This window comes from Streptomyces sp. SLBN-8D4, assembly GCF_049739545.1.
GTDB lineage: Bacteria > Actinomycetota > Actinomycetes > Streptomycetales > Streptomycetaceae > Streptomyces > Streptomyces canus_C.
Genome location: NZ_JBMGQC010000001.1, coordinates 9,692,263 through 9,707,695 on the forward strand (window position 1 = coordinate 9,692,263; position 15,433 = coordinate 9,707,695).

General features: G+C 70.0%; 13 protein-coding genes and 2 pseudogenes. 6 read left to right on the forward strand and 9 right to left on the reverse strand.

Going from position 1 to position 15,433, the window contains the following annotated elements; translation table 11 throughout:
- Window position 1: 1 nt before the first annotated feature.
- The 3 genes and pseudogenes from RKD20_RS44060 to RKD20_RS44070 all read left to right on the forward strand — a co-directional run.
- Entirely contained in the window at window positions 2-1,495 is a 1,494-nt protein-coding gene (locus RKD20_RS44060) for a class I adenylate-forming enzyme family protein (protein WP_424882645.1), read from the forward strand.
- Window positions 1,485-2,612 (forward strand): serine hydrolase domain-containing protein, encoded by a 1,128-nt coding sequence (locus tag RKD20_RS44065; RefSeq protein ID WP_424882646.1) that lies wholly within the window; start codon window positions 1,485-1,487, stop codon window positions 2,610-2,612. The genes RKD20_RS44060 and RKD20_RS44065 overlap by 11 nt, the downstream gene beginning before the upstream one ends.
- Window positions 2,613-2,693: 81 nt before the next feature.
- A pseudogene (locus tag RKD20_RS44070) lies at window positions 2,694-2,798 on the forward strand (IS5/IS1182 family transposase); the annotation flags it as partial.
- 88 nt (window positions 2,799-2,886) lie between these two features.
- On the opposite strand, the pseudogene RKD20_RS44075 reads toward RKD20_RS44070, so the two are convergent.
- From RKD20_RS44075 to RKD20_RS44105, 7 genes and pseudogenes are all read right to left on the reverse strand, one after another.
- A pseudogene (locus RKD20_RS44075) lies at window positions 2,887-4,519 on the reverse strand (MFS transporter).
- A gap of 94 nt (window positions 4,520-4,613) precedes the next feature.
- A complete protein-coding gene (locus RKD20_RS44080; protein ID WP_424883473.1) occupies window positions 4,614-5,633 on the reverse strand; it encodes an NAD(P)/FAD-dependent oxidoreductase in 1,020 nt (339 codons plus the stop codon).
- Window positions 5,634-5,915: 282 nt separating this feature from the next.
- Complete coding sequence (locus RKD20_RS44085) at window positions 5,916-6,290, reverse strand: hypothetical protein (protein WP_424882647.1); 375 nt, start codon at window positions 6,288-6,290, stop codon at window positions 5,916-5,918.
- A 369-nt stretch (window positions 6,291-6,659) separates the two neighbouring features.
- Window positions 6,660-7,010 (reverse strand): UBP-type zinc finger domain-containing protein, encoded by a 351-nt coding sequence (locus RKD20_RS44090; RefSeq protein WP_424882648.1) that lies wholly within the window; start codon window positions 7,008-7,010, stop codon window positions 6,660-6,662.
- Window positions 7,007-8,491: an ATP-binding protein gene (locus RKD20_RS44095; RefSeq protein WP_424882649.1), complete on the reverse strand. Its 1,485-nt coding sequence runs from the start codon at window positions 8,489-8,491 to the stop codon at window positions 7,007-7,009. Before RKD20_RS44095 ends, RKD20_RS44090 begins: the two co-directional genes overlap by 4 nt.
- Window positions 8,488-10,206: an FAD-dependent oxidoreductase gene (locus RKD20_RS44100; RefSeq protein WP_424882650.1), complete on the reverse strand. Its 1,719-nt coding sequence runs from the start codon at window positions 10,204-10,206 to the stop codon at window positions 8,488-8,490. The genes RKD20_RS44095 and RKD20_RS44100 overlap by 4 nt, the downstream gene beginning before the upstream one ends.
- 35 nt (window positions 10,207-10,241) lie before the next feature.
- The gene (locus RKD20_RS44105; RefSeq protein WP_424882651.1) at window positions 10,242-11,057 is read right to left on the reverse strand and encodes an oxidoreductase; all 816 of its coding nucleotides are present in this window, start codon (window positions 11,055-11,057) and stop codon (window positions 10,242-10,244) included.
- A 203-nt stretch (window positions 11,058-11,260) separates the two neighbouring features.
- Between RKD20_RS44105 and RKD20_RS44110 the strand changes: the two genes are divergently transcribed.
- The 3 genes from RKD20_RS44110 to RKD20_RS44120 all read left to right on the forward strand — a co-directional run bounded on the left by RKD20_RS44110 (window position 11,261) and on the right by RKD20_RS44120 (window position 13,240).
- Window positions 11,261-11,884 carry a TetR/AcrR family transcriptional regulator gene (locus RKD20_RS44110; RefSeq protein ID WP_424882652.1) on the forward strand — a complete coding sequence of 208 codons (624 nt, stop codon included), beginning with the start codon at window positions 11,261-11,263 and terminating at the stop codon, window positions 11,882-11,884.
- 35 nt (window positions 11,885-11,919) lie between these two features.
- The gene (locus RKD20_RS44115; protein WP_424882653.1) at window positions 11,920-12,120 is read left to right on the forward strand and encodes a hypothetical protein; all 201 of its coding nucleotides are present in this window, start codon (window positions 11,920-11,922) and stop codon (window positions 12,118-12,120) included.
- Between the two features lie 586 nt (window positions 12,121-12,706).
- Window positions 12,707-13,240: a hypothetical protein gene (locus tag RKD20_RS44120; protein WP_424882654.1), complete on the forward strand. Its 534-nt coding sequence runs from the start codon at window positions 12,707-12,709 to the stop codon at window positions 13,238-13,240.
- Between the two features lie 79 nt (window positions 13,241-13,319).
- Here RKD20_RS44120 and RKD20_RS44125 read toward each other — a convergent pair whose 3' ends face one another.
- Complete coding sequence (locus RKD20_RS44125) at window positions 13,320-14,501, reverse strand: amidohydrolase family protein (RefSeq protein WP_424882655.1); 1,182 nt, start codon at window positions 14,499-14,501, stop codon at window positions 13,320-13,322.
- 111 nt (window positions 14,502-14,612) lie between these two features.
- Complete coding sequence (locus tag RKD20_RS44130) at window positions 14,613-15,416, reverse strand: FadR/GntR family transcriptional regulator (protein ID WP_424882656.1); 804 nt, start codon at window positions 15,414-15,416, stop codon at window positions 14,613-14,615.
- Window positions 15,417-15,433: the final 17 nt, after the last annotated feature.

Here is a 15,433-nt window from a genome sequence, read left to right on the forward strand (position 1 = left end):
GGTGGCCGCCGCGCAGGAAGGGATGCAGGCGGCCACCTGGACCGCCATGGTGAGCCGCGCCTACGACCACGCCCGCCCCGCCGTCCGGTTCGGCGACCTGACCTGGACCGGACGCGAACTCCTCGACCGTGCGGCCGGCGCGGCCGACTGGCTGGACACCCTCGGTCTGGAGCCCGGCGAACCGGTGCCCGCGCTGGTCGCCACCTCCGCCGACGCCCTCGCGCTGGTGATCGGCGGCGCCGGATCCGGCCACCCGCTCGCCCCGCTCGGCGTCCGCATGACGGCGTACGAGATCGCCGCCGTGGTCAAGGAAACGCGGGCTCAAGTGCTACTGGCGCAGCCCGAGTTCGCCGACCTCGGCAGGCAGGTCGCCGACCTGTCCGGCCGACGGATGGTCGTCGTTCCCGAACTCCCGCCCGGTACACGGCGGTTGGCGGCCGGACCCGACGACCTCGCAGCCGTCCTGCACACCTCCGGAACGACGGGCCTGCCCAAGCCCGTCCCCATGAGCCAACGGCGCCTGGCCGCCCGGGGCCGCGTGAACGGGCGGCTGTGCGGGCTCGACCCCGACAGCTTCTACGGCGGCAGCGCGCCCTTCCACCACATCGCGGGCCTCGGCAACATCGCCGTCGCCCTCGCCGCCGGCGCCCTGATCACCGGCCTGCCCCGCTTCACCGTCGAGGGCTGGGGCCTGCTGCGGGAGCTCGGCACCACGCACACCAGCATGGTCCCCGCGATGCTGGAGACCCTGCTTGCGGCCGGACAGGCCCGCCACGAGACGCTGCGGACCCTCCAGTACGGCGGTGCGCCCGTCCGCCCCGGCACGCTGCGGCGGACGTACGAGGCGATGCCCGGCGTCCGCATGCTCAACATGTTCGGCCAGACCGAGGGCTCGCCGATCAGCGTGCTCACCCCGGAGGACCACCGGGAGGCGGTGGCCGGGCGCACCGAGCTGCTGCGGTCGGTGGGGCGGCCCGCACCCGGTGTCGAGATCAGGGTCCACGACCCCGGCCCGGACGGCGTCGGAGAGATCCACGCCCGCGCCGACCACCTCTTCAGGATCGACGCCGAGGGCTGGCTGCACAGCGGCGACCTGGGCCGCGTGGCGGAGGACGGGTATCTCTACCTGCTCGGCCGACGCACCGACATGATCATCCGTGGTGGCGAGAACGTCCACCCGCTGGAGGTGGAGACGGTCCTGTCCGCGCACCCCGCGGTGGCGGACGTCGCGGTCACCGGCGTTCCGGACGAGCGCCTCGGTCAGACCGTCGTCGCCTTCGTCGTCCCCGCCGATCCCGACGCCCCACCGCAGCCCGCGGCACTCACCCACCACACCCGCGCCCGGCTGTCCGGGTTCAAGGTCCCCGTCCGCTGGTGGTTCGTGGACGACCTGCCGCGCAACGCGAACGGCAAGGTCGTACGCCGAAGCCTTCGGGAACCCACCGCGCTCGAAGGGGAACCCACCGCGCTCGAAGGAGAACCACGTGACGCTTGACCACTCGGTCGTCGCCCCGGAAGCCCTCGGCGTCGACCCGCACCGGCTGGACGTGCTCCTGCGCCGGATCCGCCTGGAGGTCGAGCACGGACGGTTGCCGTCCGCCCAGGTCGCCGTGGCGCGGGGCGGAAGACTGGTCGCCTTCGAGACCTGGGGGGAGGCCGAACCGTCCACGCGATACGTCCTGCAGTCCGTCGGGCGGTCGATCGTCGCGGGCGCGGTCTGGAAGCTGATCGGCGACGGCCTGCTGGACGTGGCCGAGCAAGTCGCCGCGATCATCCCGGAGTTCGCGCCCAACGGGAAGGAGGAGGTGACGGTCGAGCAGGTGCTCACCCACACCGCCGGCTTCCCCTTCGCACCGCTCGGGTACCCGAAGATGCTCGACCGCGAGCAGCGCCTCGCCGCCTTCGGCCGCTGGCGGCTCGACTGTCCGCCGGGCAGCCGCTTCCAGTTCCACCTCACCTCGGCGGCCTGGCTGGTCGCCGAGATCGTGGAACGGCGTACGGGCCTCGCCTTCGCCGACTACCTGCGCGACCGGATCGCCGTACCGCTCGGCCTGTCCTCGCTCGAACTCGGCGTACCGGTGGACCGGCAGCCGGCCACCGTGGCCCCGATGACCGCCACCGACCGTACGAGCGACGAGCAGGAGCCCGACCCCTGGGGTCCGTGGTACCTCTCCGACCCGCGGGTGCTGGCGGCCGGGGAGCCCAGCCACGCGCTGGTCGCCACGGCCGCCGACGTCGCCCTGTACTTCCAGGCGCTGGAACATTCGGGACTGTGGAAGCCGGAGGCCGTGGCGGAGGGCACCCGGATCCGGCTGACGGACCACCCGCACGGGGAGCAGATCTACGGGGGCGGCTCCAACCGCCGTACCAGCATGGGCCTGTTCGTCACCGTGGCCGGCCCGGACGCGGGCAGCAACCTGCCGTCCACCGGTTCGGCCGCCCTCTTCGGCAGCGCCGGAGCCGCCTACCAACTCGGCTTCATGGACCCGGAGACCGGTCTGTCCTTCGCCTGCCTGAGCAACGGCTACCCCCTCGCCGGCTACGACCACTCCCGGCGCGGCACGGCACTGCTCACCAACATCGCGAATCTCGCGGCGGACCTCACGGACTAGGTTCTCGTCCTGGTCGCCGTGTTCTCAGTCATGGGAAGAGGCGATCTGACGAACGCGGAGTGAGCAGGCCTGAAGCTGCATCTGCCGGCCCGGTTCGGTAGCTGGAAGACGGTCTACGAGCGGAACAGGTGCTGGCCGGCGGTCCGCACCTGGGAGCGGATCGTGCAAGCAGGGCAAGCCGTCGCCCGCGCCCTGCACGTCTCGCGCCGCCGGGCTGTCGCCCGTCGCTCCGGCGGAGCGTCCCCGGCGATCCAGTGGACGCCCCGCCGGCGATCTAGCGGGTGGACCCGGTGTGTTCCCGCACAGTCGGCGCCTCGCTCGCCGCAGTTCCGGCCTCCGGCTCGGTGTTCTTCCTCGTGAACCCGCGTCGGCCCGGCAGGACCGCGAGGACGATCAGGGTTCCGGCGGCCATGATGATCCCGCCGATGAGGCTGGCCTGGGCGACGCCGTGGGCGAAGGCCTGGTGGACGGCGTCCACGGCGGCCTGGGCCTGCTGGGGCCCGGCGGAGGGATCCTGCGCGACCCGCTCCGCGACGGCCAGGCCGGCGCCGACCGAGTCCTTGGCGGTCTCCATCGCCTGCGCCGGGAGCCGGTTGCCCACCAGGTCGGTCAGCTCGTCCCGGTAGGCCGTGCCCAGCAGCGAGCCCAGCACCGCGATGCCCAGCGCCCCCCCCCAGCTCGAGCGCGGTGTCGTTGACACCACCGCCGACGCCCAGCTCGGACTCGGGGAAGGAGCCCATGATCGTGTCGGTGGCCGGGGAGATGGCCAGTCCGAGCGCGAGGCCCAGCATCATCAGCGGCACCAGGAAGTCCCCGTACGTCGACCCCTTGTCGATCTGGGTGAGCAGGAACATGCCCGCCGTGCCGATGGTCAAGCCGGTCACGGCCATCACCCTCACCCCCAGCTTCGGGGCGAGCACCCCGGTCACCGCGGACCCGAGGAACACCGCTCCGCCCAGCGGCAGCAGCCGTAGGCCTGTGTCCAGGGCGTCGTAACCGAGGACGAACTGCATGAACTGCGTCGCGTAGTAGAGCACGGCGAACATACCGAAGAAGAAGAACATCACCGTGAGCATCGAGCCGGTGAAGGGCCGCAGCGCGAACTTCCGGACGTCCAGCATCGGGTGCGGGTGCCGCAGCTCCCAGGCGACGAAGGCGACCAGACCGACACCGGCGACCACGGCGGCAGTGACGGGGCCGACGCCCCAGCCGGCGTGCGGGCCCTCGATGGCGGCGTAGATCAGGGAGCCGATGGTCACGATCGACAGCAGACCACCGACGTAGTCGATCCGGCCCCTGCCCTCCGCCTTGGACGGCGGTACCAGGGCAAGCGCGCCGACCACGGCGAGGAGGGCGATCGGCACGTTGATCAGGAAGGTCGAACCCCAGGCGTGGTCCTCCAGCAGCCAGCCGGAGACCAGCGGGCCGACGGCTACCGCCACCCCGGAGGTCGCGGCCCAGGCGGTGATGGCCTTGGCCCGCTCGCTGCGGGGGAAGGTCGCGACCACCAGGGACAGCGTGGCCGGCATCACGACCGCGGCACCGACACCCATGATCGCGCGGGCCACGATGACCAGCGAGGTCTCGTCGACCAGGCTCCCCATCACCGAACCGCCGGCGAAGATCAGCAGACCCAGCACCAGCGCGCCGCGCCGGCTGTACTTGTCGCCGATCGCGCCCAGCACCAGCATCAGCGCCGCGTACGGAACGGTGTAGCTGTCGACGACCCACTGCAGATCACTGCTGCTCAGGCCCAGGTCGGTGGTCATGTCGGGCGCGGCGACGATCAGCGACGTGTTCGCCATCACCGTGATCAGCAGGCTCAGACACAGCACGAGCAGCGCCCACCAGCGCCGCGCGTAAGGCCCGGCCATTTTCTCCACCGGGGTGTTCGCAAGGAAGGACATCAGAAGCTCCAGAGGGGGACGCGGCGGACGAGCGGAATCACTTGACTGCCCGTGAGGCGAGCGGGTGACGGGCTGAGATCTCCGGGCTTCAAGATCATCCTGTGGCCCCTTGCGGGCTTCCCTCGGTGATCCCCTGGAGGGCCGCGTCGGCGTCCGCGATGGCCAGCATCTTGTTGATGTCGGCGCCGGCCAGTGCGCCGGCCGCTGCGGAGGCCCCGACCTGGGCGACCAGATCGGTGACGTTGCCGGCCACCCACACACCCGGCACCTCGGTGGCGCCGGCCGTACCGGAGGCGAAAGCGCGGCCCATGTTCGGCACGTCCCGCACCGGCAGGCCCAGACCTTCCAGGCCCTGGGTACGGGCCTGCATCGGCGCGGCGACCGCGAGGACGCGGCGGGCCACGACCTGCCCGTCGGCCAGGCGAACCCCGGCGAGGGCACCGTCCTCGTCACTGACGACCTCGGTGACCGGGGTGTCGATCACGCGGATGCCGCGGGCGGCGAAGCGGGCGCGGCTGTCCTCGTCCAGGTCGGTGCCGTGGGTGAAGTAGGTCAGGTCCTCGGTCAGCTGACGGAACAGATACGCGTGGCCGACGGAGGCCGGGCCGGTGGCGAGGATGCCGATGGGCTCGTCGCGCACCTCCCAGCCGTGGCAGTACGGGCAGTGCACCACACTGTGTCCCCAGTGCTCGGCGAGCCCGGGCGCCTCGGGCAGCACATCCGTGAGGCCGGTGGCCACGAGGATGCGGCGGGCAGTGATGCGGCGGCCGTCGGCCAGGGCGACGGTGAACCGCAGGTCCCCGTCCGCCGACGGGGCGGCAGGCTCGGCCGAGACCACCTTGCCGTGGACGACGCGTCCGCCGTACTGGCGCACCTGCTCCCGGCCCCGTCGAAGGATCTCGGACGGCGGGGTGCCGTCCAGGGCGATGAGGCCGTGCACGGCCTCCGCGGGCGCGTTGCGCGGGGAGCCGCTGTCGATCACGACGACCGAGCGGCGGGAGCGGGCGAGGATCAGTGCACCGTTCAGTCCCGCGGCGCCTCCGCCGATCACCACCGCGTCGACGGTTCCCTCGGCCAGTGCGTCGCTCGCGTACGGAGGAGTGGTCACAGCCAGGGCCTCCTGCTTTTCCTTGTCAGTCATGGTTCGGTCAACCCTTCGAGTTCTGGGTGGGTGCAGGGGGCAGCTGTTCAGGAAGCCAGGAAGTGGTCGGCGGCGTCGCGGGCTGTTGTGGAGAGTCCGGCCCCGGTTTGCCTGGGACGTTCGTGATGTGGAGATCCAGTCCGGCGATGAAATTCGCCGTCGCCAGGATCGCCAGGATCAGACCGTGCCCTGCCGGCCGTTGAAGGCGTGCACGCAGCCTGTCCGGTGAGCTCAGGACCGTTGTGTACTGAACAGTCAGAAACCTAGACTGTTCTGTACTGAGTTGTCAAGTACGGCAGGTCGACCCTCGCTCGCCGTGATGATGCCTGGAATGTCCAGTTTGGGCTTCTGGGTGATCACGGGTTTGGTCGGCAGTGCCAAGGCAGGCCTTCGGCGCAGGCGCAGGCGCAGGCGCAGGCGCAGGCGCAGGCGCAGGCGTGCGTCGGTAGCGAGGCCGTCGGGGCTGTCCAGGCCCCCCGCGGCGTGGGTGAGCGGCCTGAGGGCCGGGTTCCGGACACCGAGGATCTTCGCGGTCTCTGAGCGCAGCCGGCCCCTGCGCCGTATGCCATCGGCCCGGCCGTCGGTGAAGCCGATATGGCCGAACTCGGCGCCCTTGGTGCGCAACGGCATCAGGTGCTTGGTGATGCCACGCAGGACCGTCGATCCGCTGTAGACGGGGCCGGCGTGATCGGGTAACAGTCGCTGTGCAGCCTGCTGCCCACTCTGTCGGCCGCCACGACCAGATCTGCTTCGAGGACGCCGTTCCCGACCGGAATTCGTACCCGGCTGGGGACGGATTGGTCGACGGAGGTCACCTCGGCCCCGACGTTCAGGCGCTCGGATGGCAAGGCTGCGCGCAGCAGGCGCTGCAGCACGGCCGGGGATGCCGACGATAGACGTCCCCAGGGAGACTCATTGCGTTCCATGGTTCTGTCCATTCAGGTGAGGGGGATGCCGCAATACGGGCATTCTCCTTATTTCGCTGGTTTGTGAAGTTGATCAGGTGTAAAGAGGTGCGGTCGCACGGCTCGGCCATGACCAGCAGCCCGGCGTGGGCTGTTCGGCGGGGTGGGCGTCCGGGGGAGCAAGGGCCGGACCGGAGTCGTACAGCTCGGACGTCTCGAAGTTCCAGAACCGGCCCTCGCCCGGCTCGTAACTGTGGATCACCGGATGGCCGGTGTCCCGGAAGTGGCCGGTGGCGTGCTTGGCGGGTGAGCCGTCGCAGCAGCCGATGTGACCGCACTGGGCGCAGCGCCGCAGATGGAACCACCAGCCGCCGTCGGCGTCGCACTCGACGCAGCCGGCCCCGCTGGGCGGGACGCTGGGGTCGAATCCGGTGTCCTTGGTCATGACCGCTCCTGGGCCGGGTCGGGGACGGTATCGGGCTCGGGTTCGGGGTCGGTGGCGGTGAGGGGGAGCAGTACCTGGAAGCGGGTGTCGCCGGGTACGGACTCGACTTTCAGGTCACCGTGGTGTTTGTTGACGACGATCCGCCAGGAGATGTCGAGCCCGAGCCCCGTGCCCTCGCCCACCGGCTTGGTGGTGAAGAACGGGTCGAAGATCCGGCCGCGGATCTCGGCCGGCACTCCCGGGCCCGTGTCGCGGAACTCCACCAGCAGCCGGTCGTGTTCGAGGGCCGTCCGTACGGTCAACGTCCCTTCGCCGCCCGCGCTCTTGATGGCGAAGACGGCGTTGTCGATCAGGTTGGTCCACACCTGGTTCAGTTCGGCCGGGTAGGCCGGAATCCTCGGCACCGAACGGTCGTACTCCTTCACGACCTTGACCTGGGGACCGATCTTGCCTGACAGCATCAGCAGCGTGCTGTCGAGGAGTTCGTGGACATCGGCGACCTGGTAGGGGGCGCGGTCCAGCTGCGAGTACTGCTTGGCGGCGTCGACGAGGTGCGAGATGCGGGTGGTGGAGTCCTCGATCTCTGACATCAACAGCTCGGTCTCGACCGTGTAGGTGAGGCACTCGATGGCACTCTGCAGGATTTCCTGCTCGTCGACGGCCGTCGCGATCTGCTCCAGCCAGTCGACGTCGAGACCGCCTTGCACGAAGGTCGGCGCGATCTGCCAGCCGTTCCGGACGCCGTGGTCGTCCAGCCAGTCGGCGAGTTCGTCCTCCCGGTCGGACGCTTCGAGCGGGCTCAGCGCCTGCGCCTTGGCGACCCGCTCGGCCGTACGCTCCTGGAGGTCGACCAGGGCCTTCAGGGCGTCGCCGTGGTAAGGGCCCGAGGCGATGGCGCTGAGCTTGTGGCGCATGTGCGCGGCCCGCTCCCTGAGCGACGCGGTGGCCCGTACGGCCGCCGCGGCCGGGTTGTTGAGCTCGTGGGTGAGACCTGCGGACAACGAGCCCAGCGCGAGCAGCCGTTCGCGCTGCCCGACGGCCCGCTGAAAGGTCTGCGCCCCGAGGAAGAGCCCCTCCAGGAGATGGATCGCCATCGGAAACCACTCGTGCATGAAGTTCGCGAACGATTCGGCGGGCAGGACGAAGAACCGCGTCGGCTCCGACACCCGCACCGAGTTCATGTACCGCTGCGGTTTCCCGTCCCCGACGTACGCCCGCACGGCCCCCGCGTACACCCCTGGCTGGGACGTGCGGCTCACCTCGACGTCGTCGCCGCCCACCCGGCGCGACATGACGACCGTGCCCTCGATCATCACGTAGAAGCAGGCCGCCGGGTCACCTTCGGCGAACACCGGCCCGGGGTCGAACAGTTCGACCCGGCCCTCGCTGCACAGCCTGCCGATCTGCTCGGCGCTGAGCTTCTCGAACAGGAACAGCGAGCTGATCTCCGCCGCGCTGCACGGCATCAGCCGCCCGCTCATGACTGCTCCCGATACCGGTGTACGAGCATCACGGCCATGGCTCCCTCTCCGACGGCGGACGCGACCCGCTTGGCGGACTCCGCGCGCGCGTCCCCGGCGACGAACACGCCGGGGATGTTGGTCTCCAGGTGGTACGGCGGCCGTTCCAGCTCCCAGTTGGCCGGTGGCCGCCCGTCGGCGGTCAGATCGGGCCCGGCGAGGATGAACCCGCGCTCGTCCCGCAACACCGTGCCCTCCAGCCAGTCGGTCAGCGGGGTCGCGCCGATGAACACGAACAGCCACTGCGCGTCGACCAGTTCGGTCCGACCGCTCGTCATGTCGCGCAACGTCAGCTGCTCCAGGTGGCCGTCGCCGTGCGCGGCCTCGACGACCGTGTGGGCCCGGACGAAGATGTTCGGCGACTCGGCGATCTGCTGGATCAGATAGTGCGACATCGACGCGGTGAGGTCCGCTCCGCGCACCAGCAGGGTCACCGACTTAGCGCCTCTGGACAGGTACATCGCCGCCTGGCCCGCCGAGTTGGCGCCGCCGACGATGTACACGTCGTGCCCCTGGCAGGCTGCGGCCTCGGTGAGCGCCGACCCGTAGAACACCCCGCGGCCCGACAACTCGTCGGCACCCGGCGCCTCCAGCTGCCGGTACGACACACCGGTCGCCAGGATCACGCTGTGCGCCGCGATCTGCGACCCGTCCGCGAACCGCACCAGCCGCGCCGCCCCGCTGCTCTCCAGACCGGTCACCTCCCGCGCGGAGAGGATCTCGGCGCCGAACTTCGTGGCCTGGCGTCGCGCCCGGTCGGTGAGCTGACCGCCGGACACCCCGTCCGGGAAGCCCAGATAGTTCTCGATCCGCGAACTCTGCCCCGCCTGCCCGCCGGTCGCCGACCGCTCCACCAGCACCGTACGCAGCCCCTCCGAGGCCCCGTACACGGCCGCGCCCAGCCCCGCCGGGCCGCCGCCGATGACGACCAGGTCGTAGAAGTCGGCCGTGGGTGTCGTCGCCAGCCCCACATGCGCGGCCAGTTCGGGCACATCCGGCTCGACGAGCGCCGTACCGTCCGCCGTGATCACCACCGGCAGCCGCTGCCCGTCCTGCTCCGCGGCCGCGAGCAGCCGCTGCCCCTCGGGCTCCTCGGTGGAGTACCAGCGGTACGGCACCTGGTTGCGGGCCAGGAACTCCCGGACGTCCGACGAGCGCGCCGACCACCGGTGACCGACGACCTTGATGCTCGGCACCGGCCGGAAGTCACTGCACCGCCACGCCTCCAACAGGTCGTCGAGCACCGGGTAGAGCTTCTCCTCCGGCGGATCCCACGGCTTGAGCAGATAGTGGTCGAGATCGACGACGTTGATCGCGTCGATCGCCGCGTTCGAGTCCGCGTACGCCGTCAGCAGCACCCGGCGGGCGCCCGGATACACGTCCAGGGCCTGCTCCAGAAACTCGATGCCGTTCATCTGCGGCATCCGGTAGTCGGCCAGGATCACCGCGACCAGATCACCGCGCAGCTTCAGCTCCCGCAGCGCCTCCAGCGCGGACTCACCGGACTCCGCGCGCACGATCCGGTACGAGGCGCCGTAGCGCCGCCGCAGGTCACGGGCGACGGCCCGGGACACCCCGGGATCGTCGTCCACGGTCAGGATGACGGTCCGCGCAGCGTCCAAGAGCGATCGGACGGGAGATGCTGATGCTGGATTCGGTGTCTCTGGTTCGGACATGTGCGTCTCCTCGGGCGCCGCCCCGTACTGCGGGGTCAGCCGGCCAGTCGGTTGAGCTTGCGGATCTGTCTGTCGAAGGCGCGCGAGGGCACGATTCGGCGCAGGACGCTCACGCGTTTGGCCATCGGGCCGGCGGTGTACCGGAGCTTGGGCCTGGAATCGGTTGCCGCCGCGACGATCACCTTCGCGACGACGTCCGGGCCGTCGGCGTTGCGCACGGCCGTGGCCAGCACCTCTCGGGAAACCTCCCGCTGTGCGGCGTAGACCGGCAGGGGCGAGTCGGGTGCCATGCTGCTCGCCTCGAAACTCGTGCTGGTGTAGGCCGGCTCGACCAGCAGCATCCGGACGCCGTACTCGCGAAGCTCGTGATCGACGGACTCGGAGTAGCCCTCGACCGCATGCTTGGTGGCGGCGTAGACGGCCATGAAGGGGGCCGGGATCAGACCGAGCACCGAGGAGACGTTGACCACGCGGCCACTGCCCTGGGCACGCATGTGGGGCAGGACTGCGTTCGTCATCCGCATCAGGCCGAAGACGTTGATATCGAAGACCTCCGTGGCCTGGTGGATCGAGCTCTCCTCGCCGGCACCGACCGCGCCCACGCCCGCGTTGTTGACCAGGACGTCGATCCGACCGAACCGATCGATCACCTCTCCGACGAGGGCGCGGACCGACTTGTCGCTTGCCACGTCGAGATCGAGGAACGTCACCCCGGCGAGCGGCTCGGCGTTCGCCGCGTTGCGGCTCGTGCCGACCACCGCGAAGCCGGCGCCCACCAGGGCGAGCGCCGCCGCCCGCCCGATCCCGGAGGAGGCGCCCGTCACGAGGGCCACTCGGGGAGCTGTCTGCATGGTGGTTCCTTCGGTTGTGGTCATGACTTCGCCGGGCGCTGTGTGGGGTCGCCTGTGCTGAGGTCGATACTGTCCGCACCGGTCCTGCACGTCCGGACCAAGCTGTCCGGCGAGCTCAGGATGGTTATTTACTGAACAGTCCGAAACCTAGGCAGTTCTGTACTGAGTTGTCAAGAAGGGTGGGTCGGCTTTACGGTCTTTGTATGGCGAGACCACGAAGCTTCGACCGCGACCACGTCCTCCATGCCGCCGAGCGACAGTTCCGCACCTCGGGCTACAACGGCACGAGCGTCGACGACATCAGCGCCGCCACCGGCCTGGGCCGCGGCAGTCTCTACGGCGCGTTCGACGGCAAGCACGGCGTGCTGCTGGAGACGATGGCCGGCTACTTCGCCCGGCTGGCGCAGGGTCCGCGCAAGATGCTCGCCGGACCGGACGAGGGCGCCCTGGAACGACTGCACCAGTACTTGCTCCGCGCCGTCCACGGGGTACCACTCGCCGCGGACGTACCCCCCGCCTCCGACCGGGCGGGGGCGGCCTGCTTCGCCGCCAAGATGGCCTTGGAGATCGGCGCCTCCGACGCCGAGGTGAAACGCCTGGCCAACGACTGCTTCTCCGTGGTCCGGGCGGCGGTGGCCGAGTGTGTGCGAGCGGCGCAGCGCAACGGCGACATCGATGCCGACGCGGATCCCGACGACCTCGCGTACCTTCTGCTGACCATCATCCGCGGGAGCGATGTCGTCGGCGCGTACGGCCACAGTCCCGAGCGCCTGGCCTCGATTGCGGAGAGCGCGTTCGCCTTGCTGCCTCGCCCGCGCCGCACCTGAGAAGGGCACGGCCGGCCTCGTTGTACAGGCATCTGATGCGGTCGGCCCGCTTCGACGCCGCGGAGGCACGGCCCGTAGGTTTCCGGAGGTATGCGGGGTGGGTGGTCACCCACACCCGCAAGTACGCGCCCGGCCCGTGCCTGCTGGACCTGGAGATCGTCGAGAGTGCCGTCCAGATCAGCGTGCGGCCGACCCGGAATGGGTCGGGCAGCACCCTGGAGTCGCTATGGCGGTGAACCGGTGGGCATGCGGATCGCCGCGGCCGGGCAGTCCTCCTGACCCGCGCCCGGCCGGCGTGGCGCCCCCTGGAGGACCGGCTCAGCCGCCGTGCGTCTGTAATAGCAGGCTGGGGAAGCGGGCGGCGTCGTGACCGGAACGGGGAGTTCCTCCACCTCGCGACCGTACTGGACTGCTTCATCCGCAAGGTCGTCGGCTGATCCATCGCCGACCGCATGCGCAGCAGCCTGGTTGCCGACGCACTGCAGATGGCGGCTGCGACCCTCGGCAGCATCGACGGCGCCGCGACCCGGCGTCGAATACGGCTCGAAGGCCCTCGCTGAACTCTGCGACCACCTCGGGGTGACCCGGTCGATGGGCGCCGTTGGCACCAGCGCCGACACCGCGGCCTGCGAGAGTTTCCACGCATCACTGAAACGCAAGACCCTCCATGACGCCCGCGACGACGGCGACGCCGGCACCTGCAGAAGGACTCGCCTGGCCGGCCCGCTACGCTCACGCTCGTCGCGTGAGAGCGTTGTCTGCCGGACTCGTTGATGTGCAGTGGCTGCTTGGTTGACTCTCGGGCGACCCGCGACTTGCACAATGGTCCCCTACGACGATGTCGGGCTGCTGAGACCCGCCTACGTCGACCCCGGCACCGGATACCGACGGTACGGGCCTGACCAGGTTGATGAGGCGCGTCCGTACGCGACGTTGCGGCGTCTCCAGGTTCCCGTCGATGCCATGCGCGCGGTTCGCGAACACACCGTCGCAGCTGTGCTTGCCGAGCACCGTGACCGCCTGCAAGGCAGAGCCGCTATCAGCCAGGTCACGATCGTGGCCGACGACCCGCCGAAATCGATCGCGTTCTACCGCGACGTGTGCGACGACGCCAACCCCGAGTCGCACCCGTGGCAAGGGGGCCGGCGAAATTCGGCCTGGGTGTCGAGGGCATCGACGCCACGCACGCACGTGAGCTCGCCGCCGGTGCTGTGGAGATCGAAGCACCGGTCGGCAGGCCGTGGAAGCCGCGGTCGTCCACCGTGCGGGACCCCGGCGGCAAGCACATCGACCTATACCAAGGGTGAGTCCGAGCCCGGTGCGGAAGGCCGGCGGGAGGACCTGCTCAATCAGTGAAGATCCGCCGGGCGGAACCTGGACGGATCTGAGCCCGGTACCGAATTCCGGTACCGGGCTCTCTGCTTGACCGTGTCGCTCAGCGGCTGATCAGCTGCTGGGCGTTGTTGAACATGATGTCGTCCTGCGCCGACTCGTCGAGTTCCGCGATGAGCTTGCGGAAGTCGGCCGGATTGGCCAGGCCCTCCGCGTGCGGGAAGTCGGAGCCCATCACGATGGACTCGTGGTAGCCGAGGCGCTTGACGACGTTCACGATGTCGTCCTCCGGATAGGGCACCACGCGGACGTGCTTGCGGAAGACCTGGCTGGGGCGTTCGTCCAACTGCCCGCCGATCCAGGGGCCGTTGCGGCCCATGCCACGGCTCTTGTCCATGTGGCGCACGAAGTGCGGCACCCACTCGGAGCCGAACTCGGACACCAGGACGTTGATGTCGGGGAACCGGCCGAAGAGGTTGTCGAAGATCAGCGCGGACAGCGTCTCCTCGACGGGGCGCTGGCCGTAGGTGTTCTGCCACTGCCAGGCCGACATCCGGAAGTGGATGGGATTCGGGTCGTAGCCCCAGGAGGGTGCCACCTGCGAGTTGTAGTAGAACTCGCTGATGTGGTAGCAGACGCTCGCCTTGGCCTCGTTGACCAGCTTCCAGAACGGGTCGAAGTACGGGTCGCCGGGCGAGCGGCCGTACACGGGGCCGGTGGGCAGCAGGATGAAGCGGGCGCCCTGGTCGAGGACGTACTCCAACTCCTTGACGGCGCTGGGCAGATCGCGTAGCGACAGCAGCGCGGGGGCGTAGATGCGGCCCTGGTGGTTGAAGCCCCAGACCTCGTTCATGTACCGGTTGAAGGAGTGGTAGTTGGCGTAGAGCGGCTCCACGCCCTTCACGTACTCCTCGGCGACCAGCGCCCAGCCGCCCGGGTAGATGATCGTCTGGTCCAGACCCTGCTCGTCCATGACCCGCAGCCGGGCCTCGCGGTTCTGGTACGACTCGTGCATCGGCTCGAACTGGTACGTCTCCTCGGGATTGCCCGAGGCCATCGCCTTGAGCATCTCCTTGAGCGAACCGGGCCGGTAGACCTGCCCGAACTCCGGTTCCAGGCATACGACGATGCGGTCCCCGGCGAGGATCACCTCCCGCCCGTCCGGCAGGGTCACCGGGGCGACGGCCGCACCGAGGAACTCCTTCGGAAGGTAGCGGGTGAAGGAGTCCCGCTCCTCGTACATGTGCTGGTCGCAGTCGAAGATGGGCTTGCGCTGTTCGGCCATGGCGTCGCCTCCGGGCCCCAGGAACTATTCAGTACGCCTTCTATAATTATCTAACTGATTAGAGAGCGCAAGGGGTGAACGGAGGCGGGTCCGCCGCGGGGGTGGAGCCGGTCAGTCGAGGAGTTCGAGCACCGTCTTGGGTCCCGCGGAGTTCACGACGTCGTCCGCGCTGGAGATGTGCCGCTGCCACAGCTTCTCGGCCTCGTCCGCCTTGCCGGACTCGATCAGGCCGACCATCCGCACATGCGCCCGGTGCCCCTTGAGGGCCTGCGTCTTCTGGGCTTCGGCGTCGGCCGCGCCCGCCGTGTACGAGGCGTTGGCCCGGTCGATGATGTTGCGCAGCATGCCGCACAGCAGGATCAGGGTCTGGTTGCCGGTGAGTTCGACCAGCAGAGCGTGGAAGGCGTCCTGCGCGTCGACCAGGGCGAGCGGGTCGTCGAGGACGGCCTTCTCGGCCGCCACCGCGTCACGCAGCCGCTTGATGTCGTCGTCCGTGTGCTTGGTGGCGAGCTGGCGGGCGCAGGGCGGCTCGATGAGGGCCGCGGCGCGGTAGATGTCGCCCAGCGTGGCGCCGCGGTACTCGAGGATCAGGCCGGCGAAGCGAGCGGCGACGTCCGAGTCCGGAGCGCTCACCCGGGCGCCGCCGTGGGCGCCGCGGCGCACCGTGATCAGGGACTCCGACTCCAGCACCCGGAACGCCTCGCGCAGCGTGGGCCGCGAGATGCCGAACTGCTCCATCAGGCCCGACTCCGGCGGCAGCGCGTCGCCGGGCTTCAGCTCGCCCCGTACGATCTGGCGACGCAGGTGGGCGGCGACCAGCTCGGCGGTCTTCGGCACCCGCACCTGACGTCCGACGCGACTGCGGGCGGGGACCGGCACGGTCGCCGTTTCTGCGGTGCGGGCTGCCTCGGCCACGGTGGGCTCCTCGTATA

Coding starts and splice junctions, on each gene's coding strand:
- RKD20_RS44085 (WP_424882647.1), bottom strand. CDS start 6,290: ATGCCGTTGCGCACCAAGGGCGCCGAGTTCGGCCATATCGGCTTCACC.
- RKD20_RS44100 (WP_424882650.1), bottom strand. CDS start 10,206: ATGTCCGAACCAGAGACACCGAATCCAGCATCAGCATCTCCCGTCCGA.
- RKD20_RS44125 (WP_424882655.1), bottom strand. CDS start 14,501: ATGGCCGAACAGCGCAAGCCCATCTTCGACTGCGACCAGCACATGTAC.
- RKD20_RS44095 (WP_424882649.1), bottom strand. CDS start 8,491: ATGAGCGGGCGGCTGATGCCGTGCAGCGCGGCGGAGATCAGCTCGCTG.
- RKD20_RS44115 (WP_424882653.1), top strand. CDS start 11,920: ATGCGGTCGGCCCGCTTCGACGCCGCGGAGGCACGGCCCGTAGGTTTC.
- RKD20_RS44090 (WP_424882648.1), bottom strand. CDS start 7,010: ATGACCAAGGACACCGGATTCGACCCCAGCGTCCCGCCCAGCGGGGCC.
- RKD20_RS44110 (WP_424882652.1), top strand. CDS start 11,261: ATGGCGAGACCACGAAGCTTCGACCGCGACCACGTCCTCCATGCCGCC.
- RKD20_RS44105 (WP_424882651.1), bottom strand. CDS start 11,057: ATGCAGACAGCTCCCCGAGTGGCCCTCGTGACGGGCGCCTCCTCCGGG.
- RKD20_RS44120 (WP_424882654.1), top strand. CDS start 12,707: ATGGTCCCCTACGACGATGTCGGGCTGCTGAGACCCGCCTACGTCGAC.